The organism is Marinobacter salinisoli (assembly GCF_017301335.1).
GTDB classification, from domain to species: domain Bacteria; phylum Pseudomonadota; class Gammaproteobacteria; order Pseudomonadales; family Oleiphilaceae; genus Marinobacter; species Marinobacter salinisoli.
Genome location: NZ_CP071247.1, coordinates 2050202 through 2076783, shown reverse-complemented (window position 1 = coordinate 2076783; position 26582 = coordinate 2050202). Strand labels below are relative to the sequence as shown.

The 26582-nt window shown below is 57.8% G+C and carries 27 protein-coding genes and 1 tRNA gene; 8 read left to right on the top strand and 20 right to left on the bottom strand.

The features are described 5' to 3' along the window. Positions 1–51: 51 nt before the first annotated feature. The 16 genes from LPB19_RS09450 to rpsB form a co-directional block, all read right to left on the bottom strand. Positions 52–128, bottom strand: a tRNA-Met gene (locus LPB19_RS09450). Between the two features lie 71 nt (positions 129–199). Next, positions 200–898, bottom strand: coding sequence for a ribonuclease HII (gene rnhB / locus LPB19_RS09445; protein ID WP_206642677.1), 699 nt, complete (start codon positions 896–898; stop codon positions 200–202). Between the two features lie 5 nt (positions 899–903). Beyond that, positions 904–2085 (bottom strand): lipid-A-disaccharide synthase, encoded by a 1182-nt coding sequence (gene lpxB / locus LPB19_RS09440; protein WP_228289078.1) that lies wholly within the window; start codon positions 2083–2085, stop codon positions 904–906. Positions 2086–2103: 18 nt separating this feature from the next. Next, the gene (gene lpxA, locus LPB19_RS09435; RefSeq protein WP_206642676.1) at positions 2104–2895 is read right to left on the bottom strand and encodes an acyl-ACP--UDP-N-acetylglucosamine O-acyltransferase; all 792 of its coding nucleotides are present in this window, start codon (positions 2893–2895) and stop codon (positions 2104–2106) included. Beyond that, positions 2895–3332, bottom strand: a complete 438-nt coding sequence (gene fabZ / locus LPB19_RS09430; protein WP_206642675.1) for a 3-hydroxyacyl-ACP dehydratase FabZ — start codon at positions 3330–3332, stop codon at positions 2895–2897. The genes lpxA and fabZ overlap by 1 nt, the downstream gene beginning before the upstream one ends. An 11-nt stretch (positions 3333–3343) precedes the next feature. Then, on the bottom strand, positions 3344–4369 hold the full coding sequence (gene lpxD / locus LPB19_RS09425) for a UDP-3-O-(3-hydroxymyristoyl)glucosamine N-acyltransferase (protein ID WP_206642674.1): 1026 nt from the start codon (positions 4367–4369) through the stop codon (positions 3344–3346). Between the two features lie 38 nt (positions 4370–4407). Beyond that, on the bottom strand, positions 4408–4905 hold the full coding sequence (locus LPB19_RS09420) for an OmpH family outer membrane protein (protein WP_206642673.1): 498 nt from the start codon (positions 4903–4905) through the stop codon (positions 4408–4410). A 42-nt stretch (positions 4906–4947) separates the two neighbouring features. Beyond that, entirely contained in the window at positions 4948–7266 is a 2319-nt protein-coding gene (gene bamA / locus LPB19_RS09415) for an outer membrane protein assembly factor BamA (RefSeq protein ID WP_206642672.1), read from the bottom strand. Positions 7267–7310: 44 nt separating this feature from the next. After that, entirely contained in the window at positions 7311–8660 is a 1350-nt protein-coding gene (gene rseP, locus LPB19_RS09410) for an RIP metalloprotease RseP (RefSeq protein ID WP_206642671.1), read from the bottom strand. Between the two features lie 45 nt (positions 8661–8705). Beyond that, a complete protein-coding gene (gene ispC / locus LPB19_RS09405; protein ID WP_206642670.1) occupies positions 8706–9890 on the bottom strand; it encodes a 1-deoxy-D-xylulose-5-phosphate reductoisomerase in 1185 nt (394 codons plus the stop codon). 6 nt (positions 9891–9896) lie between these two features. Further along, positions 9897–10736, bottom strand: coding sequence for a phosphatidate cytidylyltransferase (locus LPB19_RS09400; protein WP_206642669.1), 840 nt, complete (start codon positions 10734–10736; stop codon positions 9897–9899). 24 nt (positions 10737–10760) lie between these two features. Next, positions 10761–11534, bottom strand: a complete 774-nt coding sequence (gene uppS, locus LPB19_RS09395) for a polyprenyl diphosphate synthase (protein ID WP_206642668.1) — start codon at positions 11532–11534, stop codon at positions 10761–10763. 68 nt (positions 11535–11602) lie between these two features. Continuing rightward, complete coding sequence (gene frr, locus LPB19_RS09390) at positions 11603–12160, bottom strand: ribosome recycling factor (RefSeq protein ID WP_228289266.1); 558 nt, start codon at positions 12158–12160, stop codon at positions 11603–11605. Positions 12161–12237: 77 nt separating this feature from the next. Next, positions 12238–12966 carry a UMP kinase gene (gene pyrH / locus LPB19_RS09385; protein WP_206642666.1) on the bottom strand — a complete coding sequence of 243 codons (729 nt, stop codon included), beginning with the start codon at positions 12964–12966 and terminating at the stop codon, positions 12238–12240. 183 nt (positions 12967–13149) lie between these two features. Further along, complete coding sequence (tsf, locus tag LPB19_RS09380; protein WP_206642665.1) at positions 13150–14019, bottom strand: translation elongation factor Ts; 870 nt, start codon at positions 14017–14019, stop codon at positions 13150–13152. 92 nt (positions 14020–14111) lie between these two features. Continuing rightward, positions 14112–14864, bottom strand: a complete 753-nt coding sequence (rpsB, locus tag LPB19_RS09375) for a 30S ribosomal protein S2 (protein WP_206642664.1) — start codon at positions 14862–14864, stop codon at positions 14112–14114. A gap of 257 nt (positions 14865–15121) precedes the next feature. Here rpsB and map point away from each other — a divergent pair, with 257 nt between their 5' ends. From map to dapE, 6 genes are read left to right on the top strand one after another with little or no spacing between them, the layout of a single operon-like run. Beyond that, entirely contained in the window at positions 15122–15892 is a 771-nt protein-coding gene (gene map, locus LPB19_RS09370) for a type I methionyl aminopeptidase (RefSeq protein WP_206642663.1), read from the top strand. Further along, positions 15893–18538 carry a [protein-PII] uridylyltransferase gene (locus LPB19_RS09365; RefSeq protein ID WP_206642662.1) on the top strand — a complete coding sequence of 882 codons (2646 nt, stop codon included), beginning with the start codon at positions 15893–15895 and terminating at the stop codon, positions 18536–18538. Next, positions 18535–19737 carry a succinyldiaminopimelate transaminase gene (dapC, locus tag LPB19_RS09360; RefSeq protein ID WP_206642661.1) on the top strand — a complete coding sequence of 401 codons (1203 nt, stop codon included), beginning with the start codon at positions 18535–18537 and terminating at the stop codon, positions 19735–19737. Before LPB19_RS09365 ends, dapC begins: the two co-directional genes overlap by 4 nt. Further along, positions 19734–20081: an ArsC family reductase gene (locus tag LPB19_RS09355; RefSeq protein ID WP_206642660.1), complete on the top strand. Its 348-nt coding sequence runs from the start codon at positions 19734–19736 to the stop codon at positions 20079–20081. Before dapC ends, LPB19_RS09355 begins: the two co-directional genes overlap by 4 nt. 29 nt (positions 20082–20110) lie before the next feature. After that, positions 20111–21139, top strand: a complete 1029-nt coding sequence (gene dapD / locus LPB19_RS09350) for a 2,3,4,5-tetrahydropyridine-2,6-dicarboxylate N-succinyltransferase (RefSeq protein WP_206642659.1) — start codon at positions 20111–20113, stop codon at positions 21137–21139. After that, positions 21126–22262, top strand: a complete 1137-nt coding sequence (dapE, locus tag LPB19_RS09345) for a succinyl-diaminopimelate desuccinylase (RefSeq protein WP_206642658.1) — start codon at positions 21126–21128, stop codon at positions 22260–22262. The genes dapD and dapE overlap by 14 nt, the downstream gene beginning before the upstream one ends. 7 nt (positions 22263–22269) lie before the next feature. On the opposite strand, the gene LPB19_RS09340 is transcribed toward dapE, so the two are convergent. Further along, a complete protein-coding gene (locus tag LPB19_RS09340; protein ID WP_206642657.1) occupies positions 22270–22494 on the bottom strand; it encodes a SlyX family protein in 225 nt (74 codons plus the stop codon). Positions 22495–22715: 221 nt separating this feature from the next. Here LPB19_RS09340 and LPB19_RS17170 point away from each other — a divergent pair, with 221 nt between their 5' ends. Further along, the gene (locus LPB19_RS17170) at positions 22716–23234 is read left to right on the top strand and encodes a cold-shock protein (protein ID WP_206642656.1); all 519 of its coding nucleotides are present in this window, start codon (positions 22716–22718) and stop codon (positions 23232–23234) included. Between the two features lie 44 nt (positions 23235–23278). Here the strand turns inward: LPB19_RS17170 and LPB19_RS09330 are convergent, their stop codons facing one another. From LPB19_RS09330 to LPB19_RS09320, 3 genes are all read right to left on the bottom strand, one after another. Next, positions 23279–23653, bottom strand: coding sequence for a hypothetical protein (locus LPB19_RS09330; protein ID WP_206642655.1), 375 nt, complete (start codon positions 23651–23653; stop codon positions 23279–23281). Positions 23654–23703: 50 nt separating this feature from the next. Continuing rightward, the gene (locus tag LPB19_RS09325) at positions 23704–25041 is read right to left on the bottom strand and encodes a P-loop NTPase family protein (RefSeq protein ID WP_228289077.1); all 1338 of its coding nucleotides are present in this window, start codon (positions 25039–25041) and stop codon (positions 23704–23706) included. A 72-nt stretch (positions 25042–25113) separates the two neighbouring features. Beyond that, positions 25114–25554: a VOC family protein gene (locus tag LPB19_RS09320; RefSeq protein WP_206642654.1), complete on the bottom strand. Its 441-nt coding sequence runs from the start codon at positions 25552–25554 to the stop codon at positions 25114–25116. 80 nt (positions 25555–25634) lie between these two features. Between LPB19_RS09320 and LPB19_RS09315 the strand changes: the two genes are divergently transcribed. Further along, on the top strand, positions 25635–26564 hold the full coding sequence (locus LPB19_RS09315) for a DUF1853 family protein (RefSeq protein WP_206642653.1): 930 nt from the start codon (positions 25635–25637) through the stop codon (positions 26562–26564). The last annotated feature ends 18 nt before the right edge of the window (positions 26565–26582 follow it).

The following is a 26582-nucleotide window of genomic DNA, read 5'->3' as shown; positions in this document are numbered from 1 at the left end:
CACAAACGAAAAAAGCCAGATCAGTGTCCACTGATCTGGCTTTCTCTTATGTGGTAGCGGGGGCTGGATTCGAACCAACGACCTTCGGGTTATGAGCCCGACGAGCTACCAGACTGCTCCACCCCGCATCAAAACTGGTTGTTGTCCGGGGCAACCCCGATCAACGTGGCGCGTATCTTAAGGATTGGAGGAATGGGTGTCAATCTCTATTTTCAAATAGATCGACCGAAAAATGAAGATACTCTTCGCCGTCAGCATTTTCGTCCGGTTGCGCCTTCCAGTAACCTGCCTGATCAATGGCTTCCCGTACCGGGCGAAATGATTTGCGGTGCTCAGGCGTGGCGCCCAGCCTCATCAGCGCTTCCAGGTGCACCGGAGTTGGGTAGCCCTTGTGCTTTGCCAGGCCGTAACCGGGAAACTCCAAGTCCAGGGCTTCCATTTCGCGATCCCGCACGACCTTGGCCAGAATGGATGCCGCACTGATCGCCGCTACCCGGCTATCGCCTTTTACCACCGGCTCTGACCGCCAGCGCCATTTCGGGCACCGGTTTCCGTCCACCAGCACATACTCCGGCTCTACACTCAGGCCGGCCACCGCGCGCTCCATGGCAATCATCGTGGCCTGGTAGATATTGAACCGGTCAATTTCATGGGCTTCACAGCGGCCCAGACTCCAGGCCATGGCGTTCTCGATGATTTCATCGAACAGGGCCAGGCGTTTTTTTTCAGTGAGTTTTTTGGAATCGGCCAATCCGGCGATGGGCTTGTCCGGATCGAGAATCACCGCCGCAGTGACCACCGCACCGATCAGCGGCCCTCGCCCAACCTCATCGACTCCAGCCAGGAGGTGCCCCTGATAGGCGCACTCAAATGGAGGCAACGCTTTTTTGCCAGCCATAATCTCTATCGACTCTCCAGCAGACCGGATATCGCCGTGGCTGCCTTTTCATCTGCGTCTTGCCTGAGGGTCTCATGCAACTCAGAAAAGGCATCCACCAGCCGCTGTCTCTCGCTGTCATTTTCCAGTCGCTCCAGGACCGCGCCGCCCAGGCTTTCAGGCGTGGCATTATCCTGCAGCAACTCGGGGACCAACTCCTGGCGAGCGAGCAGGTTTGGCAGAGCGACATAAGGTACTTTCACCAAACGGGACAATAATTTGTAGCTGAAGTTACTCAGCCGGTAACCCACTACCATCGGCTTCTTTAGCAGCATGGCCTCCAGCGTGGCCGTCCCGGAGGCCAACAGCACAACATCCGAAGCGGCCATCACATCCCGGGACCGGCCACGGACAATGGTCACCGGAAGTTTTACGTCCAGCGTTTCGACCAACTCACGGACCTGCCTTTCCCGCTCACTATTGACGCAGGGAATCACCAGCTGAACATCCGGACGCCGCGTCTGGATCCACCGGGCCGCTTCCAGAAACAGTGTCCCCAGTCGCTCGATTTCTCCGGCCCGGCTGCCTGGCAACACCGCCAGCAGAGGTGCCTTTTCGTCCAGGCCCAAATCCCGGCGAGCCTTACCGGTTTCAGGAGTCATCGGAATACGATCTGCCAAAGGATGCCCCACAAAAGCAACGGGCACCTGATGCTCCTGGTAAAAACGGGCTTCAAACGGAAAGAGTGTCAGCATCAGGTCAACCGACTTGGCGATTTTGAAAATACGCTTCTGCCGCCACGCCCAGACCGATGGACTGACGTAGTGAACGGTGGGAATTCCCGCTTCACGACAACGACGTTCCACGGTGAGCGTAAAATCAGGGGAGTCGATACCAATGACCACATCAGGAGGCGTGGCGAAGAAGTAGTCAAACAACCGGGCACGGATGTCGAACAGTTCGCGAATTCTGCCCAGCACCTCGACCAGCCCCATCACGGATAGCCGCTCCATGGGCACCAGGGAGTGAAAGCCTTCGGCAATCATCTCGTCGCCACCGATACCGACAAAACGGGCGTGTGGGTAACGGATACGAAGGGAACGAATCAGGCCGGCACCCAGTATGTCACCGGACGCCTCACCGGCCACTATGCCAAAGGTAATGTTGCGGGTGCTGACAACACCCGCCTGTAACGCAGTTTCTGACACCAAGTGGCTCCCGCCGGATTAGCGGATAATGCCGCGATGGGCGTGCCGCAGAGAATCAATGAGCGGCTGGACTTCGACCACGTCACCATAACTCTTGCTGAGCTCTTCGACAGCCTGCTCAGTTGTCAGCCCTTGTCTGTATATCACTTTGTAGGCGCGGCGCAGGGTCAGCAATACCTCTTTACTGAAGCCTCGACGCTTGAGGCCTTCGACGTTCAGGCCATGAGGCTGGGCCGACTGTCCGCTCGCCATCACGTAGGCCGGGACATCCTTGAGCACGATGCTGCCACCGGCCGACATGCTGTGCTGACCGATGTTGCAGAACTGATGCACCATGGTGCCGCCACCAAGAATGGCGAAATCACCGACGCTGACGTGCCCTGCCAGGGTCGCGCAGTTCGCCAGAATGGTGTTGTCGCCAACCATGCAGTCATGGGCCACGTGAACATAGGCCATCAGCAGATTACCGCTGCCAATGCAGGTTCGCCCTTCATCCTGAATGGTGCCGCGATGAATGGTGCAGTTCTCACGAATCACATTGTTGTCGCCAATCGTCAGGGTCGTCGGCTCGCCGGCGTATTTCTTGTCCTGGCATTCCTCGCCAACGCTGGAGAACTGGAAGATCCGATTATTCCGGCCGATCACGGTGGGACCCTTGACCACCACATGGGACATGATTTCCGTGCCCTCACCGATTTCCACGTCCGGCCCGATATAGCTCCAGGGGCCAACCGTCACACCTTCAGCCAGCTTGGCAGAAGGGTGAACAATCGCTTGGGGATGAATACCTGACCAGTCACTCGTCGACATCAAACTTCTCTCTCAGCGGTCATGATCTCAGCCACGCACACGACATCACCGTCGACCAGTGCCCGGCAGTTAAACTTCCAGATTCCCTGCTTGCCTGAGACAAACTCCGATTCCATGCACAGTTGATCCCCGGGTAACACGGGACGCTTGAACCGGACTTTGCTGGAACCAGCCAGATACTGCACCACACCATCGGCGGGCTTACGGTCAACCGTGATAAAGCCGAGGATTCCGGACAATTGGGCCATGGCCTCGATAATCAGCACACCAGGCATGATGGGGTTGCCTGGGAAGTGCCCCTGAAAGAACGGCTCGTTGAACGAGACATTCTTGTAGCCCTTGATGGTTTTGCCTTTCTCGACTTCCGTTACGCGGTCGACCAGCAGAAACGGGTAACGATGGGGAAGGTATTCCAGAATCTCGTGAATCTTCATCATAGCGACAAGCCTCAGCCCTCTAATTTCTTTTCAAGTTCCTTCACCCGTCGGGCCAACACATCAAGCTGACGGAACCGCACGGCGTTCTTGCGCCACTGTTTGTTGGTATCGGTCCCGGTGCCGGAGGAATATACACCCGGCTCTTTGATGTCGCCGGTAACCAGGGTCATACCGGTCAGGTGAACCTGATCCGCAATGTTCAGGTGACCGGCAATACCGGATGCGCCACCGAAAATGCAGTGCCGGCCAATGGTGGTACTGCCAGCAATGCCGACCATGGCGGCCATCGCACTGTGATCACCGATCTGAACGTTGTGGGCAATCTGAATCAGGTTGTCCAGCTTGACGCCATCGCCAATAACCGTGTCATCCAGAGCGCCACGATCGATGGTGGTGTTAGCGCCCACTTCCACGTCATTGCCCAGAACCACACGCCCGATCTGTGCAATGCGATGCCAGACACCTTTCTCGTTGGCGAACCCGAAGCCGTCCGAACCAATAACCGCACCACTGAGGATGTGGCAACGCTCACCAACAACAACATCGTGTGCCAGCGTTACCCGCGGCCGGATCACGGTGCCCGCGCCAATACGGACCCGGGCACCGACAACCGTTCCAGCGCCGATCACTACGCTGTCCGCAATCTCTGCACCCGCTTCCACAACCACGTTGGGGCCTACAGAGGCGGTATCAGCAATACAGGCCGTTTCATCAACCACTGCCGAAGGGTGAACCCCGGGCGGCGCCACCGGCTCGGGGTTGAACCAGTGGCTCAAGCGGGCATAGCCCAGATAGGGGTTATCCAAAATCAGAACGTTGGTATCGGCCTGGTCTGCCACCGTAGGCGACAGGATGACGGCCGACGCCTCGGTTTCAGCAAGGTATTTGGCATAGGAAGGGTTGGCCAGAAAACTGATCTGGCCCGGGCCAGCGGCCTGCAGCGTCGCCAGGCCGTTGATGCGCGTATCGGGGTCACCCCGGAAGTCGGCGCCCAGCGCCTCCGCTATTTCTTCGAGTCGGTAGAGCCTGTCTGGCATTACGCACTCCAAACGTTTCCGGGCATGCCCCGTGGCGATTAACGGTTCAGTTTTTCAAGCAGCTGCTGCGTCAGATTCATTTCCGGCTTGACGTACACCACGGCCTCGCTCGGGAGAATCAGATCCAGGTCGTTCTCTTTCAGAAGCTCTTGAACCGCCGCATCCACTTCCGGGCGGGCCTGCTCAAGAAATGCCTGCTTGCGCTGGGCCACGGTGCTGTCCAAGCGTTGCTTCATAAAATTGAACTCTTTGACCTTTTCCTGGAACTCACCCGCCAGCTTGTTGCGCTCAGTCTCGTTCATCATAGCGCCATCTTTTTCCAGACGCTCTTTGAGCTTGCGGGCTTCCTCCTGTACTTCCCGCACCTGGGCCTCGTCTCCGGCAAAATCCTTCTGAAGCTTTTCGCTAAAGCTCTGGGCGTCGTTAGAGGAAAACAGCGCCTGACGCAGGTCAACCACACCAATCCGGGTTTCGGCCATAGCCGGCAAGGAAAGGGCCATCATGGCCGCAGCAATTACCACTAGCAATCGGGACATCGTGTTTCTCCTATTGTTCATCCATTAATCATACGGTTCTTATCAGAATGTTTGCCCGAGCGAGAACTGGAAGACTTGGGTTTCATCTTCAGGCTTTTCATTAAGCGGTTTTGCCAGGCTGAAAGCCAGGGGACCCACGGCTGTGATCCACTGGAACCCAACACCCGCCGACAGCCGAACCTCGTTCAGCGCCGGATCAAAGCCCCGGTCGGTATCAAACACTTGGCCGGCATCCATAAAGAACGCCGTGCGCATGGTCCGGCTATCGCCTGCAAACGGCACCGGGAAGATCAGCTCAAGGCTGCCTTCGGTCAGCAGATTACCGCCAAACGGATCCGGATCCGAAAAATCATTTTCCGCGTTGGTTGCCCGCGCACCCAGCGAGTTGGCTTCGTAGCCGCGGACCGAGCCGTAGCCACCGGCATAGAAGTGTTCATAAAACGGCATCTGCGTGCGATCGCCATAACCGTCACCGAACCCAAGCTCGGTGCGGGCTCTCACAACCCAGCTACCGGTGCTGGTGACCGGGAAATAGAAATCGGTCTTGTGGGTTGCCTTGTAAAAGGTCAAATCACTGCCGGGGACCGCGACATCGAGATTCAAAGAGTGGCTGTAGCCGTCGGTGGGCAGAACCCCCCGATTAAGCGTGCTGCGGCGCCAGCTACCAAACAGGAAGTAGTTATCGAACGAGTCACCCTCGTCGAGAATGAAATCCCGGACTTCCTGAGAGGTAAACACCCCCTCTTTAATGTTCGAGCGCGTGTAACCCACACCAAAGTTCAACCGCGTCACACTGTCAGTCGGGTAACCGAAGGTAAGACGTCCGCCATACTCATCCAGCAGGTAAGAGGAAATGTCCTCTTCCTCGTAATCCGTTTCGCGGGCAAACAGACTAAACCCCCGGCTCACACCATCCACGGTGTAGTATGGGTCCAGGTAGGACACGTTCGCGCTCTTGACCGAATCACTGACGTTCACGCCAAACGACACGCGCTTGCCGCTGCCGAAGAAGTTGTTCTCCGACACGTTCACGCCGAGGATCACCCCGGAATCCTGAGAGAAGCCAACGGATGCAGACAGGCTGCCGGTTGGCTGCTCTTCAACCGAGTAGTTCACGTCCACCAGGTCGTCGGTGCCCGGCACCGGCACCGTCTCAACATCTACTGACTTGAAGAAACCAAGCCGTTCCAGCCTTGTCTTGGAGAATTCGATCCGATCGGACGAGGCGATGCCGCCTTCCATCTGGGTCATTTCCTGACGCAGAACATCATCGCGGGTGGAAACATTGCCGTCGAAGTTGATGCGCCGGACGTAGGCTCGCTTGCCCGGTTCCACGAAGAAAGTCACTGCCGCAGTGTTACCTTCGCCGGGCTCTGGAACCGCGTTCACGTTCGCGAAGGCATACCCTTCCCGACCGAGCCGGAACGACAACGCTTCAGAAATAGCTGTCGTGGTCGCACGGGAAAAAACATCGCCTTCTTCGATGGGGATCAGCTTACGCAGCTCCTCCTCACCCACAATCAGATCGCCACGCAGGTTTACCTCGGAAATGGTGTACTGAGGGCCTTCGTTCAGGGCAATGGAGATGAACACCTGCTGCTTGTCCGGGGAGATCGATACCTGGCTGGAGTCTACGTTGAAATCCAGGTAGCCACGGTCGAGGTAAAACGAACGCAGGGTCTCGAGATCGCCGCTCAAGCGCTCACGGGCGTACTTGTCGGCACTGGTCAGCGAAGTCCACCAGCTGCTGGTCTGGAGTTCGAACAGATCCAGCAAGGCCTCATCGGAGAAGTCCCGGTTGCCGACAATATTGATGTGCTGGATTGCGGCCACCGAGCCCTCGTTGATATCCAGCTGAATAGCCACACGGTTACGGGGCAACTCCTCAGCGCTCGCCTTGACCCGTGCGTTATAGCGGCCCTGAGCGATGTAGGATCGCAGGATTTCCAGTTCGAGACGCTCGAGGGTAGCCCTGCGGAATACCTGCCCTTCCTGCAGCCCGGCGCCGGACAGGGCGTCCATGAGCATGTCGGTCTCGATGTTTTTGTTGCCTTCGATATCGATGGAACTGATGGAGGGCCGCTCGCGCACGGTCACGATCAGGACATTGCCATCGCGGCTGGCCTGAATATCCGTAAACAGTCCGGTCCGGAACAGAGATTTCAGGGCATCGGCAAGATCACCCTCATCGATCTGCTCACCAATGTTGACCGGCAACGCCGAAAACACGGTTCCGGCAGAAACGCGCTGCAAACCTTCTACTTCGATATCCGCAACCGAAAATTCATCCGCAATTGCTGGCCCCATGCCGGTTGCGGCAACAGCAAGGCCAACGGCCATACTCAGAAGAGAACGTCTCATTCAGTTATTTCGCCTGGTTAATGCGCGTAAAGAGCCCGCAATTCTCACAACCGCATCAGGTCGTTGTAAAGGGCAAAGATCATTAATGTCAGAATCAGTGTCATTCCAATCCGCAAGCCAAAGAGCTGAGCCTGCTCTGAGAGCGGCTTCCCGCGGATTGCTTCAATGGTGTAATAAACAATGTGGCCGCCATCGAGTACCGGGACGGGCAACAAATTAAGCACACCGAGGCTGATACTCAGGTATGCGAGAAAACGAATAAAATCTTCAAACCCTGAACTCACACTGGCTTCGGCGACACGGGCGATAGTGATCGGCCCGCTCAGGTTACTGGGTGAGAGCAGCCCGGTGACCATTTTCTTGATGGCGACCAGCGTCAGGCGCGTATCGGCCCAGGTTTCGTTCAGGGCGTTGGGAATAGCTGAAAAGGGGCCATAGCTCACATCCCTGAGGACTTCCTCCGGCCAGGAGAACGGCTCCACGCCAGCGCCCACAAAGCCAATGGTCTCGCCATTTTCCAACGTTTTCGCTTCGGGCCGGACCTGAATCGTGCGCTCACTCCCCTCACGCGCAATGGTCAGTGACAATACCTCTTCCGGTGCGGCCTTGACCGCTTCCACTAACTCGAACCAGGAACCAATCGCCTCGCCGTCAATGGCCAGAATTTCGTCGCCAGGCCGGAGGCCGGCTTGCATGGCGCGGCCGGAATCAACGACCTGCCCAAGAATCGGGGGCACGTCTGGGCGCCAGGGCGTGATGCCGAATTCGCCCAATGGATTGGGCGCTTCGTTGCTCAGCCGCCAGCCTCCGAGCTCACCGGTAATGGAGCCCTTCGCCCCCTGATCCGACACTTCCATCGATACCGGCCCGTGCTCGCCGGCACGCTCCAGAAGCCGCATATTCACATCGCGCCAGGACGTCACCTGATAACCATCCACGCCATGGATTTCCATGCCTTCCTGCAGTCCCATCTGCTCCGCGATACTGCCCTGCCCCACCTGACCGACAATGGGGGCAACATGAGTCACACCGACAATGCCCAGCAGCCAATAGGCAAAGACCGCAAAGATGAAGTTGGCAGCAGGCCCGGCAGCGGCGATGGCAATACGTTGCGAGGGGGGCTTTGACGTAAACGCCTGGCCTTTCAGATGGTCGGGTACCGGCGCTTCACGCTCGTCCAGCATCTTGACGTAGCCACCCAGCGGAATGGCGGCAATGGCAAACTCGGTTCCGTGACGGTCATACCAGGAAAACATGGGCTTGCCGAAACCAACTGAAAATCGCAGCACCTTCACGCCACAACGACGAGCCACCCAGAAGTGACCGTACTCATGAAGCGTCACCAGAATGCCCAGGGTCAGTGCCAGTGCCAGTATGGTTTCTATCAATTGCATAGCTTTCCCGATTGGTCGTTCAGCGGCCGCCTCGCGTCAGGCGATTCAGACCGCCAACAGACTTATCTGTTCCCGGGCACGGGTTCGTGCTTCCGAGTCTTTCGCAAAGATGGTGTCAAAGCTGTCTGCCGGCACCACGGCCGTCCCAGACAGCGTTCGCTCTATAATAACGGGGATATCGGCGAAACACAGGTTACCCGCAAGAAATGCCGCTACCGCCTCTTCATTGGCGGCATTGAGCACCGCCGGCGCCGTTCCTCCGGCCTCAAACGCCTCCGCCGCCAGCCTCAGGCACGGGAAGCGCACCAGGTCGGGACGTTCAAAATGGAACCGGCCGATGGAGAACAGGTCCAGAGGCGGCACGCCTGCCTCAATACGCTCCGGCCAGGCCAGGCCATTGGCAATCGGCGTTCTCATGTCCGGACTTCCCAGCTGGGCCAGCACCGAGCCATCGGCGTACTCAACCATGGAATGGATGATACTTTCCGGGTGCACGTGCACCTCAACTTTATCTGGCATGATGTTAAACAGCCAGCAGGCTTCGATGAGCTCCAGCCCCTTGTTCATCAAGGTGGCAGAATCCACGGAAATCTTCTGCCCCATGGACCAGTTCGGGTGGGCACAGGCTTCCTCCGGCGTGACATCGCGCAAAGCATCCGCACTGTGCTCCCGGAAAGGCCCGCCTGATGCGGTGAGCAGGATACGGCTTACCCCGGCACCATCCGGATCACGGATTTTGTCGGCAGGCATGCACTGAAAAATCGCATTATGCTCGGAATCAATGGGCAAGAGCTCCGCGCCGGAATCCGCCACAGCGTCCATAAACAGCTTACCTGACATCACCAGCGCTTCCTTGTTCGCCAGCAACACGCGCTTGCCGGCACGGACTGCCGCCAACGTCGGCGACAGACCGGCCGCGCCAACAATCGAGGCCATGACGGTATCCGCTGCGGCAGCCTCAGCGACTTCGCACAGCGCGCCGGGTCCTCCCAGAACCCGGATATCAGGCATATCGGAAAGCAGATGTGACAGCTCTGTAGCAGCCTCAGCACTGGCCATGACCGCCACCTGGGGCCGGAACTCGCGGCACAGAACGGCAAGCTCGGAGGCCCGGGTGCCCGCTGTCAGAGCATAAACACGGAAACGCTCAGGGTGACGCCGGACAACATCGAGCGTGCTCAGGCCAATGGAGCCGGTTGCTCCGAGAATAGTGAGATGACGCATCGGCATACTAACTCACCAGTGTCCGCCGGTGAGCCAGCCCGCCAGAGTGATGATGAGCGCAAACACCGGGATAGCGGCGGTCAGGCTGTCGATCCGGTCGAGGATACCGCCGTGCCCCGGCAACAACTGACTGCTGTCTTTGACGCCCCGAAAACGCTTGAGCATGCTTTCAAACAGATCGCCCAAGACCGAAACGAAGCCGGTGAACAGACTGGCGAGGATCAACAAAACCGTCTCTGAAGCGGACGCCGCGGCAGCCAGGCTCACCAGCAGGGCAAACAAGCCCACCGCCGCGAGGCCACCCCACACGCCGGCCCAGGATTTCCCCGGGCTGACTCTCGGGGCTAACTTGGCTTTGCCAAAGGCACGACCGGCAAAATACGCACCGATATCCGCAACCCAGACCACGCAGAAAATATACAGAATGGCCCACAGGCTGTTGCTTACTTCGCCGAAGGCCAGGGTGCCCGTTCTCAGGTAATTCAGGCCAACCCACGCCGGCACCAGAACCAGAAGCCCCATCAATGCCCTTGCGGGCAAGTTACCCCAGGTCTCTGAACCCCTCGGATACGCTCTGACCAGCAAAAAGCAGGCAACCCACCAGATCAGTGCCAGCCAGAACACCGCCACCGCAGGGACGTTGAGCAGGCCGTACAGAATCAGCGCGACCACACCCGCGTAAATCACGCGCCCCACCTGCCCCGAGATGCCAGACAGATTCGCCCACTCCCAGGCGCCAAGGGTAATAATCAGCCCGGTGAACAGAGCAAAGCCCAGAGGCGGCAAAAAGAAGATCCCGCCGATCGCGATGGGAGCAAGGATGAGCGCGGTAATTATTCTGGTTCTGAGCACGGCTGAAAATCGCTTTTGAGGTCGTTAGGAGTGGGAGGACGCCTGGGCGGCAATCTGGTCATCGGTCTGACCAAACCGGCGCTGACGTCCGGCATACGCCGCGAGCGCCTTGCGCATCTCGTCTTCTTTGAAATCCGGCCAGTAGACCGGTGCAAAATACAACTCGGAATAAGCCAGGTGCCAGAGCATGAAGTTGCTGATGCGCTGCTCACCGGCGGTACGGATCATCAGATCCGGCATGGGCAGATCGCCAATGCTCAGGTGCTGCTGCAGCAGGTCATCGTTGATGTCACCCGGCTCGAGCTCGCCGGCACGCACCTTCGCCGCGACCTGACGGGTCGCCTGAGTAATATCCCAGTGCCCGCCGTAATTGGCGGCAATGACCAGGGTCATCAGGGTGTTGTTCTTGGTCAGCTCTTCCGCCTCGGCCATTCGTTCTTGCAGCGTGGCGTTGAAGGCCGACCGGTCACCAATAATTCGAAGCCGGATATTATTGCGGTGCAGCTTCCTCACCTCCCGTTCCAGGGCGAACAGGAACAGTTTCATGAGAGCGGAGACCTCATCTTCCGGACGCCGCCAGTTCTCACTGGAAAACGCGAACAGGGTCAGCACCTCGACACCCTCCCGGGCGCAGGTTTCGACGACCGCCTTTACCGCATCTACGCCGGCCTTGTGGCCAGCAACGCCTTTTTGCCGACGCTCTTTGGCCCACCGATTATTGCCATCCATGATGATGGCGACGTGCCGGGGCCTACTCTCTGCAGACACCGGAATTTCTGCGGATACGGTTTCCGTCATGAAATCCTCTACTCGGGCCGGACAAAGTGCGGCCGACCCTCTATGACTCACTGCAAACTCAATGTCGGTTACACCGACATCAAATCCTCTTCTTTCGACTTCAGGGCCTTGTCCACTTCTGCAATGTAGCGGTCAGTCAGCTTCTGAATTTCATCCTCACCGCGACGCTCGTCGTCTTCGGTGATTTCCTTTTCTTTCAGCAGATCCTTGATCATGCTGTTGGCATCGCGACGGACGCTGCGGATAGACACCCGGCCCTGTTCAGCGTCGGCCTTCGCCTGCTTGACCATTTCCCGACGGGTTTCTTCGGTCAACATCGGCATGGGAACCCGGATGACGTCGCCACTGGTTGCAGGGTTCAGCCCCAGATCGGAGGTCATGATGGCCTTTTCGATGGTCGGAACCAGGTTCTTCTCCCAAGGCGAAACCATCAAGGTCCGGTTGTCTTCTACGGTGATGCCGGCAACTTGCTTCAGCGGTGTTTCCTGGCCGTAGTAATTGACCATCACGCTGTCGAGGATCGCGGGATGCGCCCGACCGGTGCGAATTTTGTTAAAGGCCGCATGCAGAGCCTCCAGGCTCTTTTGCATTCTCTTCTCGGCGTCAGCTTTGATGTCGTTAATCACTTCAGCACCCTCAATTCGTTCCAGAAAACAGTCCATTCGTTTCCGGGGCATGGCAACGGGCCGCGCCCCGGCATCAATTATTCAATCAGTGTACCTTCTTTTTCGCCGGTGACGATGCGGGTCAGCACACCCGGGCTATTCATATCAAAAACCCGCAGCGGCATACCATGGTCACGAGCCAGACAGATTGCGGTCAGGTCCATAACACCCAGTTTTTTATCCAGCACTTCATCGTAGGTCAGGTGGTCATACTTCTCAGCTGAGCTGTCCAGCTTCGGATCAGCCGAATAGACACCATCAACCTTGGTTCCTTTAAGCACGGCATCCGCTTCGATTTCAATCCCTCGCAGGCAGGCTGCCGAATCGGTTGTAAAGAAGGGATTGCCGGTGCCGGCACAGAAGATGACCACGTCGCCGTCCTTGAGGTCACGAACCGCTCGACGGCGATCATAGTGCTCCACGATGCCACTCATGGGGATCGCAGACATAACCCGAGTACGGATGTTGGAACGCTCGAGCGCGTCACGCATCCCCAGAGCATTCATCACGGTGGCAAGCATCCCCATGTGATCGCCGGTGACCCTGTCCAGTCCAGCGGCACTCAGGGCCGCGCCACGGAACAGGTTGCCACCACCGATGACCAGTCCCACCTGAACACCAATGCCGATCAGGGCACCAATCTCCAGCGCCATACGATCGAGGACTTTGGGATCAATACCGAAATCGTGCTCCCCCATCAGGGCTTCACCGCTCAGTTTGAGGAGAACGCGCTTATATCTGGGCTGGGTTTTGGAAGAAGTCGGCATGATGATCCCCTTTTCGTCTGTTGGCGGCGATGCGGCGTGTTGCGCGCCGCAGGCTTGTATCTGACATACTCCTCAAAAAGGGGTATCTCAGATACAAACCCGCCACGAAAGCCAGGAAAACCTGACTGACGTGGCAGACTGAGATGGCGCGACAAGCCCGAGGCTGTCGCGCCTGACGAAGAATCAGGCCTTGCCAGTGCCGGCTGCGGCAGCAACCTCGGCGGCGAAGTCCACTTCTTCCTTCTCGATACCTTCACCCACTTCCAGGCGAACGAAACCAACCAGCTCACCACCGGCAGACTTGATCAGTTCGCCTACGGTCTGATCCGGGTTCTTGACGAACGGCTGTTCAACAAGGCTGTTTTCCTTGAGGAACTTCTTGATGCGGCCGCCCATCATTTTCTCAATGATTTCGGCAGGCTTGCCTTCCATGTCCGGCTGAGCCTTGATGATTTCCTTTTCTTTTTCCACCTCTTCTTCCGGCATTTCTTCCGGCTTGCCAACACGCGGGTTTACCGCAGCAGCGTGCATAGCCACATCGCGCGCCACCTCTGCATCACCGGCAGAAATCGCTACGACCGAAGCGATCTTGTTGGTGCTGTGAACGTAACCGCCAACTACCGGGCCTTCTACCTTCACGATGCGACGAACAGTGATGTTCTCGCCGATCTTCTGAACCAGCGCTTCGCGCTTGGCTTCCAGATCGCCTTCCATCAGCTTGGCAACGTCAGCCTCGCCTTTCTCGAAAGCAACTTCCAAAACGTTGTTGGCGAATGCGAGGAAGTTGTCATCGCGGGCAACGAAGTCAGTCTCGGAGTTCACTTCCAGAATGTAAGCAACGGTGTTGTCGTCTGAAATCTTGATCAGAGACACGCCTTCTGCAGCAGTACGACCAGCCTTCTTTGCGGCTTTCAGGCCAGAAGACTTACGCAGCTCTTCAATCGCAGCATCAACATCGCCGCCAGCCTCAACCAGTGCCTTCTTGCACTCCATCATGCCAAGGCCGGTACGCTCGCGCAGCTCTTTGACCATTGCAGCGGTAATTGCAGCCATGTTCAATCCTCTCAATAATTACGAATTCGGTAGGACAAGTGTGCCCGAATCAGATCCGGGCACACCTTAACTTCAAAGCGTGGTTCTGACGCTTATTCGGCAGCCGGAGCGGCGCCTTCCGCGTCTTCGCTGACTTCAACAAACTCGTCAGCGCCTGCACCAGCAGACTGAGCTGCTTCAAGGCAGGTGTCGGCAACGGCCTTCACGTAGATCTGGATCGCGCGGATGGCGTCATCGTTACCCGGGATAACGTAGTCAACACCGTCAGGATCGCTGTTGGTATCAACAACACCGATAACCGGGATACCCAGCTTGTTGGCTTCCTTAATCGCGATGCGCTCGTGGTCAACGTCGATCACGAACAGTGCGTCCGGCAGGCCACCCATGTCCTTGATACCGCCGATGGAACGCTCAAGCTTCTCCATCTCACGGGTGCGCTCAAGCGCTTCCTTCTTGGTCAACTTGTCGAAGGTACCGTCTTTGCTCTGGGCATCCAGGTCACGGTAGCGACGAATTGACTGACGGATGGTCTTGTAGTTGGTCAGCATCCCGCCCAACCAGCGATGGTTAACGAACGGCTGGCCGGAGCGCTCTGCTTCTTCCTTGATGATTTTGGCCGCGGCACGCTTGGTGCCTACGAACAGAATCTTGTTCTTGCTCCCTGCCAGCTGCTGAATGAAATTCAGCGCATCGTTCATGGCAGGAACAGTCTGCTCCAGGTTGATGATATGAATCTTGTTGCGGGCGCCGAAGATGAACTTCGACATTTTTGGGTTCCAGTAGCGAGTCTGGTGACCGAAGTGAGCACCTGCCTTCAGCAGGTCGCGCATATTTACCTGAGCCATGTAGTTACCTTTTTAGCTTCGGGTTAGTCCTCCACGTATCCGATTGCCCCAACCCACTTCCATGCGTTTGTTGATGGAAGGGAGCACCCTGGGACAACGTGCCGATACGTGTGCGAATTTGCCGGATTCGTTTCCGGCGGCCGCGTTTATACCACAAACGCCTTCCCAAAAGCCATAATTTTTGCGCCAACCGTTCCTTGTACCGCGGCACTCAGCCCCTTAAAATGCCGGGCTGATGCAATTTAATGGGAAGCCCGATGCAAGTATCGATTAAGACACCGGAAGAAATCGAAAAAATGCGCGTTGCCGGCCGCCTGGCCGCCGAAGTTCTCGAGTTGCTTGATGAGCACATCAAGCCCGGAATCACCACCGAGGACATCAACCGCATCTGTCACGATCACATCGTGAACGTCCAGAAGGCAATCCCGGCTCCCCTCAATTACAAGGGATTTCCGAAATCCGTCTGCACGTCGGTCAATCACGTAATTTGCCACGGCATTCCGACCGAGAAAAAAGTGCTCAAAGAAGGTGACATCATCAACGTCGACGTCACCGTCATCAAGGATGAGTACCACGGTGACACGAGCAAGATGTGGATTGTGGGAAAGCCCAAGCCTGGCAGCGAACGCCTGATCAACATCACCCAGGAGTGCCTGTACAAAGGTATTGAACTGGTGAAACCCGGCACACGACTGGGCGATATCGGCCACGCCATCCAGCAGCACGCTGAAAAGCATCGCTATTCCGTGGTTCGCGACTATTGCGGCCACGGAATCGGAAAAGTGTTCCATGAAGAGCCGCAAGTAATGCATTACGGCAAACCCGGCACCGGCATGGAACTGCAGGAAGGCATGACCTTCACCATTGAGCCGATGATCAATCAGGGCAAATACCAGACCAAGCTGCTGCCCGATGGCTGGACCGTTGTCACCAAGGACCACAAATTGTCGGCGCAGTGGGAACACACCATCCTCTGCACCGCTGATGGGTACGAAGTTCTGACCAAGCGATCGGAAGAGCCGTTTTAAGTGGACTTAAACCAACTGGAGTCCCGCATAAGCAAGGACGTCTCGCCGGTATCCGCCGCCAGAGCACTGCTGGAAACCCGCTATCAGGCCGATGCCGAAGCTTTCCGCCAGGGCGCCGATGTACGCGCCCTGGTGCACGCCCGCGCCGACACCGTCGACACGGTCCTGAGGCTGATCTGGCAACGGTACCCTTTTGCTGACTCGGCAGACATCTCGCTCATCGCGGTGGGTGGCTATGGCCGTGGGGAACTTCACCCCCATTCCGACATTGATCTACTGATTCTGACCCGAGCCGGGGTCGAGGATAGCTGGCACGAAGACCTCAGCGCCTTCGTAACCCTACTCTGGGATCTCAAGCTGGATATCGGACACAGCGTCCGGAGCATTAACGAAGGCATAGAGGCTGCCCGGGAAGACATCACCATCCTGACCAACCTGCTGGAAACCCGGACTATTGCCGGCCCTGACAGCCTGCGCCAGGAACTGACCGAGCAAATCTATTCCGACGACGTCAGCACCGATCGGGAATACTTCATCGCCAAACGCCAGGAACAGCAGGCCAGGCACCAGAAGTATGGCGACACCGAATACAACCTTGAGCCGAACGTAAAGGGCTCTCCGGGCGCCCTGCGCGACATCCAGACCATCGGATGGATCACCAAACGGCATTTCGGCCTGCAGGATATTTCCGACCTGGTGCGCTCCAACATCCTGATGGAAGAGGAGTATCAGATCCTCTACCAGGGTGAAACCTTCCTGTGGCAATTGCGGTACGGCCTGCAACTGATCGCTGACCGGAACGAAAACCGGCTGCTGTTTGACCATCAACGTGCCCTTGCCCAGATGCTGGGCTACAAAGATGAAGGCAAGCGCCTGGGCGTAGAGCTGATGATGCAGTCCTATTACCGGACTGTGCTGGCCCTGGCCGAATTGACGGACGTCATCCTTCAGTACTATGACGAGGCCATCCTCGTCTCCGGGCAGTCAGATGAGATTTGCCCCCTGAACAAACGCTTCCAGATTCGCAACCGCTATATCGAGGCGGTCAACAACCAGGTCTTTGCCTGGGCGCCCTACGCCATCATGGAAATCTTTGTCCTGATGGCCCAGCACCCGGAAATCAAAGGTATCCGAGCAACGACCATCCGCTCACTCAGGGCACACCGGCACCTGATTGACGACGCGTTCCGTTCAGACCTGGGGGTCACTACTCTGTTCATGGAGCTGCTGAGAACCCCTCACGCCCTGGAGCAGACCCTGTCTGCGATGAAGAAGTACAACGTGCTGGGGCGCTACCTGCCGGAGTTCGGCCAGATCATCGGGCAGATGCAGCACGACTTGTTTCATATCTACACGGTTGATGCCCACACGCTCCGCGTCATTCGCAACATGACCCGCCTCCGCAGCTCTGACGCAAAAACCGAGTATCCGCTCGCTTGCCGCCTGATTCACCAGTTACCGAAACTGGAAAACCTGTTTATCGCAGGCCTGTACCACGACGTGGCCAAAGGCCGTGGCGGCGACCACTCAGAACTGGGCGCCATCGATGCGGAAGATTTCTGCGAGCGGCATCACCTGAGCGAACGGGACACCAAGCTCATCTCGTGGCTGGTGGAGAATCACCTGCTGATGTCCATGACCGCCCAACGCAAGGACATCTCAGACCCGCACATCATTCACAATTTCGCTCAGGCGGTGCCGAGCCAGACTCACCTGGACTACCTGTATGTCCTGACGGTGTGCGACATCAGCGCGACCAATCCGAAGCTCTGGAACACCTGGCGCGCCTCTTTGCTGCGCCAGCTGTATATCGAAGCCAAGCGAGCCCTGCGCCGCGGCACGGAAACCCCGATCAATCGCGATGAGTGGATTCAGGCCACCAAATCCGAAGCACGGGAAATACTCCAGGCCCAGAACATGACGAACGAGCAGATCGACCAGCTCTGGGACACCGTTGACGAAGATTATTTCCTTCAGGATTCCACCGTTGATATCGCCTGGCAGACGGCGGCCATTATTCGTCACGGTGACAACCCGGACCCGATGGTACTCATCCGGGACACCCGGGGCGGCCCGACCGACGGATACTCGCAAATCACCATTTACCTGAAAGACCGGGTCGCGCTGTTCGCTGCCACCACGGCGGTACTCGAGCAACTGAACCTGAACATCGTGGATGCACGGATCAGCTCAGGCAGCGGCGACTACGCCATCAGTTCGTACGTGGTTCTCGATGAAAGGGGTAAGCCCCTGGGTACCGATCCGGCCCGGAAAGAGCGGGTTCGCAAACGACTGATTGAGGAACTGGACGATCCGGAGGATTACCCGGACATCATTCATCGCCGGACACCACGACAGCTGAAGCACTTTGCCTTCCCAACGGAAGTCACCTTCTCCAACGACACCATCAATCAGCGTACCGTGATGGAAGTCATCACCCCGGACAGGCCGGGGCTTCTGGCCCGTATCGGACAGGTACTTCTGGACCACCGGGTTCGCCTGACAAACGCCAAGATCGCCACGCTGGGCGAGCGGGTCGAAGACGTATTCTTTATCACCGACGAACAAGGCGATCCGATAAGCGACGCTGCCCTGTGCCGGGATTTGCAGCAGGGACTCTGTAAAGCGCTGGACGACATCCAATGAACCCCAATCTGAACAAACTGCATCCTTACCCGTTCGAAAAACTCGCCAAGCTTAAAGAAGGCATTGAGCCCCCGGCTGGCATTCGCCCTATCTCACTGGGCATAGGTGAGCCGAAGCATCCCTCACCCGAATTCGTCAAACGGGTCATCGCGGACAACCTCGAAAAGCTGGCGAACTACCCCACCACCAAAGGCACCGACGAGCTTCGCCAGGCCATCAGCGCCTGGGCAACGACTCGCTTCGAGCTCGCCGAAGGCGCACTGGATCCCGCCCGCCATGTCGTGCCGGTCAACGGCACCCGGGAAGCCATTTTTTCGCTGGTTCAGGCGGTGATCGACAGTGACCGCCCGGCTACCGTGGTCAGCCCAAATCCGTTTTACCAGGTCTACGAAGGCGCTGCTCTTCTGGCCGGCGCGACACCGGTGTACCTGCCCTGCGACGGCACCAACAACTTCATTCCGGATTTCGATGCCGTGCCTGAATCGGTCTGGCGGGACTGCCAGATCCTGTTCCTGTGCTCGCCGGGCAATCCCAGTGGTGCGGTGATTCCGAGAGCAACGCTGACCCGGGTTATCGAGCTGGCTGACAAGCACGACTTCATCGTTGCATCAGACGAGTGCTACTCAGAACTCTACCCGGACGAAGCCCAACCACCGGAAGGGCTGCTTCAGACCTGCGCAGCGATCGGCCGAGACGATTTCGCCCGCTGCATTGTGTTCCACAGCCTGTCCAAGCGCAGCAATCTGCCCGGGCTCAGGTCCGGCTTTGTGGCCGGCGATGCGAATGTCATCCAGGGTTACCTCAAATACCGCACCTACCACGGCTGTGCCATGCCCATTCAGAACCAGTTGGCCAGTATCGCTGCCTGGCAGGATGAGGATCATGTAAAGGAAAACCGGGCAGCGTACCGGGCCAAGTTCGAAGCGGTGGTGCCCATTCTTCGTGAAATCATGACCGTGGACTTTCCGGATGCCGGATTCTACCTCTGGCCCCAAACTCCGATGGACGACGAAACCTTTGCCCGGGAACTGTCGGCCCAGCAAAACGTGCACGTGCTGCCCGGCCGTTACTTGTCACGTACAGTCGCTGGCCACAATCCGGGCGAGAACCGGGTACGGATGGCTCTGGTAGCCCCCATCGAAGAATGCGTGGAAGCCGCGCATCGCATCGTTGACTTCGTTAAGGCAAATACCCGATGAAACTCTACGGCATCAAAAACTGTGACACGGTGAAGAAAGCCCGCAAATGGCTGGACGAAAGAACCATCGCCTACGACTTTCACGACTTCAAGAAAGACGGACTCGATGACGCGCTTCTGACCCGCTGGGAACAAGCGGTGGGCTGGGAGGCCCTGATCAACCGCCGCGGCACCACCTGGCGAAAACTTCCAGACGAGGTTCGTGATAACATTGGCGCCCAATCTGCCCATGAGATCATGCTGGACAACCCCTCTATCATCAAACGACCGGTTGTGGAGCATCGAGGGTCCGTCTCTGTCGGATTCAAGGACGACGACTGGGCACAACAATTCGCTGACGCTTAAGCCTCACCAGACAAAGGAGCAATCACCTGATGAGTTTCGCATTCGGAATCGGTATCGGCAGCCAGAACAAAAAGGGCGACTGGCTGGAAGTGTTCTACCAGCAGCCGGTCATGGCGCCCGGCAGTGTTCTGATGGAAGTGGTGAGCAACACCCTGGGCTACCAGGGGGGCAACCAGGCCATTCACGCCAAAGCAGAACAGCTTTCCCAGCTGGCAACCGCCTTGCGTCAGGCTGGCGAAACTGAGCAGGCGATTCTCGCGGAGAAAGCCACACAGAGCTCACGCCCTGTTGCCGTAACCATCCTCGATACGGACGATGCCGCATCCAGCACCCCCGAGGTGTACCTCAAGCTGCATTTGATCTCCCATCGCTTTGCCAAGCCCCACAGCCTGAAACTGGACGGTATTTTTGGTTTGCTGCCCAATATGGCATGGACCAGCGAAGGCGCCATCGATCTGGACGAACTGCCTGCCCGCCAGCTGCAGGCCCGGATTGAAGGCCGCACCCTGGAAGTGAAATCGGTCGACAAGTTCCCTCAGATGACCGATTACGTTGTACCCAAGGGCGTGCGTATTGCTGACACCGCCCGCGTGCGCCTGGGTGCTTACGTGGGAGAAGGCACCACCGTCATGCACGAAGGCTTCATCAACTTCAACGCCGGCACCGAAGGCACCAGCATGATCGAGGGCCGGATTTCCGCCGGCGTGATCATCGGCAAAGGCTCCGACCTTGGCGGTGGCTGCTCCACCATGGGCACCCTCTCTGGTGGCGGCAACATCATCATTTCGGTGGGCGAGAATTGCCTGATCGGCGCGAACGCCGGCATCGGCATTCCGCTGGGCGACCGCTGCACCGTGGAAGCAGGCCTGTACATCACCGCCGGAACCAAAGTCGCCCTGCTGGACGACCACAACGAACTGGTGGAGATCATCAAGGCCCGCGATCTGGCCAACAAGCCCGACCTGCTCTTCCGCCGCAACAGCCAGACCGGTGCGGTGGAATGCAAAACCAACAAGTCTGCCATCGAGCTAAACGAAGAGCTGCATGCAAACAACTGATTCCCCCACCCTCGAGCTCGCCAAGGACCTGATCAGCCGGCCATCGGTCACCCCCGAAGACGCCGGTTGCCAGGACCTCATGATGTCACAACTGGCGCCCCTGGGCTTCGCCGAGGAAAAACTGCGCTTCGGTGACGTCGATAACCTTTGGGCCCGCAAAGGCAAAGACAGCCCCGTGCTGGCCTTTGCCGGGCATACCGACGTGGTTCCCACCGGCCCGGAGAAAAACTGGGATCACTCACCCTTCGACCCAGTGGTTGAGGACGGCTATCTCTGGGGCCGCGGCGCTGCAGACATGAAGGGCAGCCTGGCAGCCTTTGTCACCGCCTGTGAGCGTTTCATCGCCGCCTATCCGGATCATCGGGGCTCCATTGCCCTGCTCATCACCAGCGATGAGGAAGGTCCTGCGCTGGATGGCACCGTCAAAGTGGTGAAAGCACTGGAAGATCGGAATGAGAAGATCGACTGGTGCCTGATTGGCGAACCGTCCAGCACCAAGGTTGTCGGGGATGTGATCAAGACCGGCCGCCGCGGCTCATTGCACGGGCACCTCACCGTGCATGGAGTTCAGGGCCATGTCGCTTACCCGCACCTGGCGGAAAACCCCGTTCACTCGGTTGCCCCGGCCCTTGATGCCTTGGCGAACGAATTCTGGGACGGCGGAAACGACTTCTTCCCACCGACGACCTTCCAGATCACCAGGGTAGAGGCCGGCACCGGCAGCAACGTTATTCCAGGCGAATGCCTGGTGCACTTCAACTTCCGCTACTGTACCGAAAGCACGGCGGAAAGCCTTGAAGAGCGGGTAGTGGCCATACTCGATCGCCACAACCTGAAATACGACCTGACGTGGCAGCTCAGCGGACGCCCATTCCTGACCGACAAAGGCGCTCTGGTGTCCGCCACACAGGCGGCCATCAGTAAGGTCACCGGCCGGGACACCGAACTATCCACGTCCGGCGGCACCTCGGATGGTCGGTTCATCGCGCCGACCGGAGCCCAGGTGGTGGAGCTGGGCCCGATCAATGCCACCATTCACAAGGTAAACGAATGCGTGAGCATTGACGATCTGGACACGCTTTCGAAGATCTACGAGCAGATCCTGATCGAACTTCTGGCCTGAGCCAGGCTCAATAGTGGGGAGGCGGCGTTTCGTCTTCCTCACTCTTGATGTTCGACGGCGATAACTCCTTAACCTGTTTGTGCAGTAACTGCTTGGCTTCCCATAACTCGCGCAGCTCCAGTTCCTGTTTCGCCAGCTGATCACTCAGCGTGTTGATGAGGTCATCCTGAAAGGCCAGACGCACTTCCAGTTCGTCCATTCGGGTTTCAAGGTTTTTATCAGTCGTAGCCATACAAACACTCACTGGAAAGGATCGATGGGTAACGTAATCGCTTATAACAGCAGCGATTATCCCCTTGGTCAGCGCTCGGAATAATCTGGTATCATGCCGCTTTTGCCCGCCAGTGTCTCCAAGGTTCGGATGGCCGGCGGTTTCCACCGACCGAGTGTCAAAGTTTACCCGACATCCGGTTTTTTATCGTTAGCGTTACAAAAATGGAGAAAGTTCAGTCAATGCGTAATCCAGCCAAAGCGATCCTCGTTGCCATCCTGATCGCCATTCCAGCACCACTGATCCTGGCTACCCTGCTTTCCTTTACCCCCGAACCCCTTCGACTGATTGCCGCCGGCGACCTCGTCGAGGCACTGGGCAGCAACCGGGGCATCGTAGCCTACCTGATTGGTTTTGTTCTTTTTGGCATTGCCGGTTTCCTCGCGGTTGCCCTTACTGGCAGGCAATCAGCCGGACGCAAAACTACATCCCGAGACGCACAGCAAAGCTATCAGGATGACGACGACGACTACGACGACAGCACCCCCGAGGGTGACGAGGAAGGCACTGTTAAGTGGTTTAACGTGAAAAAAGGCTTCGGTTTCATCGTGCGCGACAGCGGCGACGAGGTTTTTGTCCATTTCCGCGCCATTCGTGGCCGTGGTCGACGCGTTCTGCGCCAGGGCCAGTTGGTTCGCTTTAACGTGGTTGAGGCGGACAAAGGTTTGCAGGCAGACAACGTGTCTATTCTGAGCGACTGATCGCTCGAGGCACCACGAAAAAGGCAGCCCCTGGGCTGCCTTTTTCAGTTCCAGACGACTTTATGTTCCCCTCGGTGGTCGAGGCGCCACCACTGGCCATCCTCGACGGGATCCCCTTCCCTCCACTCTCCTGGACTGCATCGTATTTCCGTCGCCATCGCCCGCCAGGCGCTGCGCGCGCATTCCAGATCGGAGGCCCACGGCAGGGCCGCCCCCTCAATAACCAGAGAGGTAAAACGCTTGCCAAACGCGCCGGGGTAAAGGGTTATCCGCAAACGCGCTCCTTCAAACCGGGCGCTTCCCTTGACCACGGTCTCCACCTGGCTGTCATCCAATTCCAGCTGATCCACCTGCCCTTCCAGCCATTCGGACACCGCGCCTGCCTTGAGGTCGCGAACATAGATTTCCAGATCGTTCACCGGTTAAATCTCCAACCTGAATCGTTTTAATGCCGGCAATACTGAACCGGTCAATGCTTCGCTGCAACCCATCGTTCAAGCTCAGCGCGCAAATCGGCCACACAAAGTTGCCTCAGCGCTCCAGCTGCCTGACGCTCATGCCACGCAACTTCAACAGCGGTTTTCTGCAAGTGTAAATCGTCAAGAGAGGCCGCGGCGGCACCCTCCGACTCCCCGCGAGCCAACGCGACGAGACTTTGACGATGTATGGTTGCCGCTTGTCCGGCAAGCGCCAGTGCCTGCGTGGGGCCGCGTCGGGCGAACAGGTTCAACCGGGCAGCCGCCTTCTCGACCCACCGCAAAAGGCCGCCAGGCGTATCCAACCCCGGCGCCCGGCAATGCGCCGCAAAACGAATCACGGAGACGGGAATTTCTACCTGCCAGCGTTTTTCGATAACCGGCTGGTGGGCCGTAAGAATGGCCTCTTTCTGGCCCTCACTGGTATCCGGCATATCGACGATGTCGAGCGATCGCCCCAGCCAGTGCTCAAGATGCGCGCATTCCTGATGACTCGCCTGATCACCCACCAGCAGGATCGCACCGGCCCAGCTTGAAAGCATCTCCGGCAATCCTGACGACTCGCGAGTGATCAAAAGCAGGACATCGGCAGGCGTACAATTGTCCAGAACCAGCACCGTTGTTTCCGAATCGTGGCATACGGCTTCCTCCCGGGATGACTGCACGCCCCCCGGATCGAGCCCGCCGGCCAGATTTCTTGGATCGACTACACGGTAGTTGTGCTCCAGCGCCGCTAGAGTGAGCCTGAGAAGACTCGATTTCCCGGCACCTCGCTTGCCCCTTAACCAGACCAGTGCGTTCGCTGACGCTGCGACACTGATGGCAATGTCTTCCGCCACCGACAGCCAGTCACTGTCCGTGACCACCAGTGGCATGCTCTGAAGCTCACTCTGGGAAACCGGTAACAGCGGCGGGGTATCTGGCCAGCTGGCAACGAGCTCGAGCACGGCCACGTAGGCCTTGTCACGCAGACGCTCCATGCCAGAGGCCAGTACACGGAGCAAGTCACTCCAATCCAGCCACGGCTTGTCACAGACTTCACGCGCGGCTGATAACCAGGAAAGTAACTGGGAGGAGAGAATACCCTCGCTACCGACTTCGGTCACCACTGGCTGCTCGCACTGAACGGTTCTGATCAGCTCGTCCAGATCCACACCAGCACTTTGCAGAAAACCGGTGGTTGCGGCACACGAATCGAGTAGCGCAAGCAGGTAATCTTCGACGGTGACGACCGTACCGCCCCGTTCGTGCACTCTGTCCCTGGCCTGTACCAATGCCAGCTGGCATTCGGGGGACAGGCATCCTTGCCAGTCTTCCAGAAAACGTTCCATGTTTTTAACGCATCTCCCTGATGTTGCGTTGTCCGTTGAAAAGAACCGCAGCCGCCCAACGCGCGCGATTGCTTACCAGGTGCCGGTATTGTCCATACTGGCCCAGGACTCTTTGGGCGGTAATGCATCGCCTTTTTGAAGTAGCTCTATCGAAATATTATCCGGCGTACGCACAAACGCCATGTGCCCGTCCCGGGGAGGACGGTTGATGGTGACGCCATTAGCCTGCAAATGCTCGCACAGTGCGTAGATATCATCGACGCGATAGGCCAGATGACCAAAGTTGCGGCCACCCGAGTACTCCTCCGGATCCCAATTGTAGGTTAACTCGATCATCGGTGCCTTATCCTGCCGGGCTCGTTCTTCATCGTCCGGCGTGGCAAGAAAGACCAGCGTAAACCGGCCTTTTTCACTGCTCTTCCGACTGATCTCCTTCATGCCCAGAAGGTCGCAGAAAAAGTGTAGCGTGTCCTCGAGGTTCGATACTCGGATCATGGTGTGAAGGTATTGCATATCACTACGCCCCATCGTTGGCTTTGTTCCGGACTTTAAACGCCCCTTACCAACACCACAGTTTAGGGTATTCTGAAGGCATGGACACGCGCGATCAGCCCCTGAACCTCTTCGATTTTCATCACCCAGCCGTCCGGCATCTGGCATGGCTGTGCACAGCGCCGCAGCTGATTGCGGGGCCATCTGTCTTTAGACCGGCAGAGCACCTGCCCCCGGGCTACGACAAAATGCTCAGACGCTGGGATCAGAGCCTTTCAAGCATGCCCGAATTACTGCGCATGGAATCGCCGCCCAAACGTCTGGGTTACTACTTCGAACGCCTCTACGAAGTGCTGCTGACCGACCTGCTCGGCTGGAAGGTCCTGCTCAAGAATCTGCAAATCCAATCGGAAGGCCGAACCCTGGGCGAGCTGGATTTTGTGGTCCACAACATCGTCGACGACCGGATCGAGCACCACGAAATTGCCATCAAATACTATCTGGGGGTTCCGAATGGGGATAGCGATACCAAGTGGTTTGGGCCAAACGCCAAAGACCGCCTGGACCTGAAGCGGGATTTGCTGCTCAATCACCAGAGCAAGCGCACGGACGCGCCCGAGGCGATAGCAACTCTGGCCACACACGGCATAGCAGGGCCCCTGCCGTGCCGCATCTTCATGCCAGGCTATCTGTTTTACCCGCTGGGGCTGTCCCTGGCGCCACCCGGAGACGCACCGACGGATCACCTGAGAGGCTGGTGGGTCTACGCCAACGACGCGCAAACGATGGATACATCAAACTGGATCGAGTTGCGCAAGCCGCATTGGGTGGGCCCCTGGCGGCAAAAACAGGCACCTTGCCCTGCCGAAACCACCAAACGGCTTGACTCGATCAACGAACTCCGTGTGCCACGGTTATTTGCACAGCTCGAAAGAGCCGAGACGACAGGTGAGTGGCGCGAGATCCGGCGAATTTTTGTGGTTCCACAAACCTGGCTCAGCCAGGATTGCCCAGAGCTTGCAGTTGGCTGAGAAAGCCCTCCCGTGTTC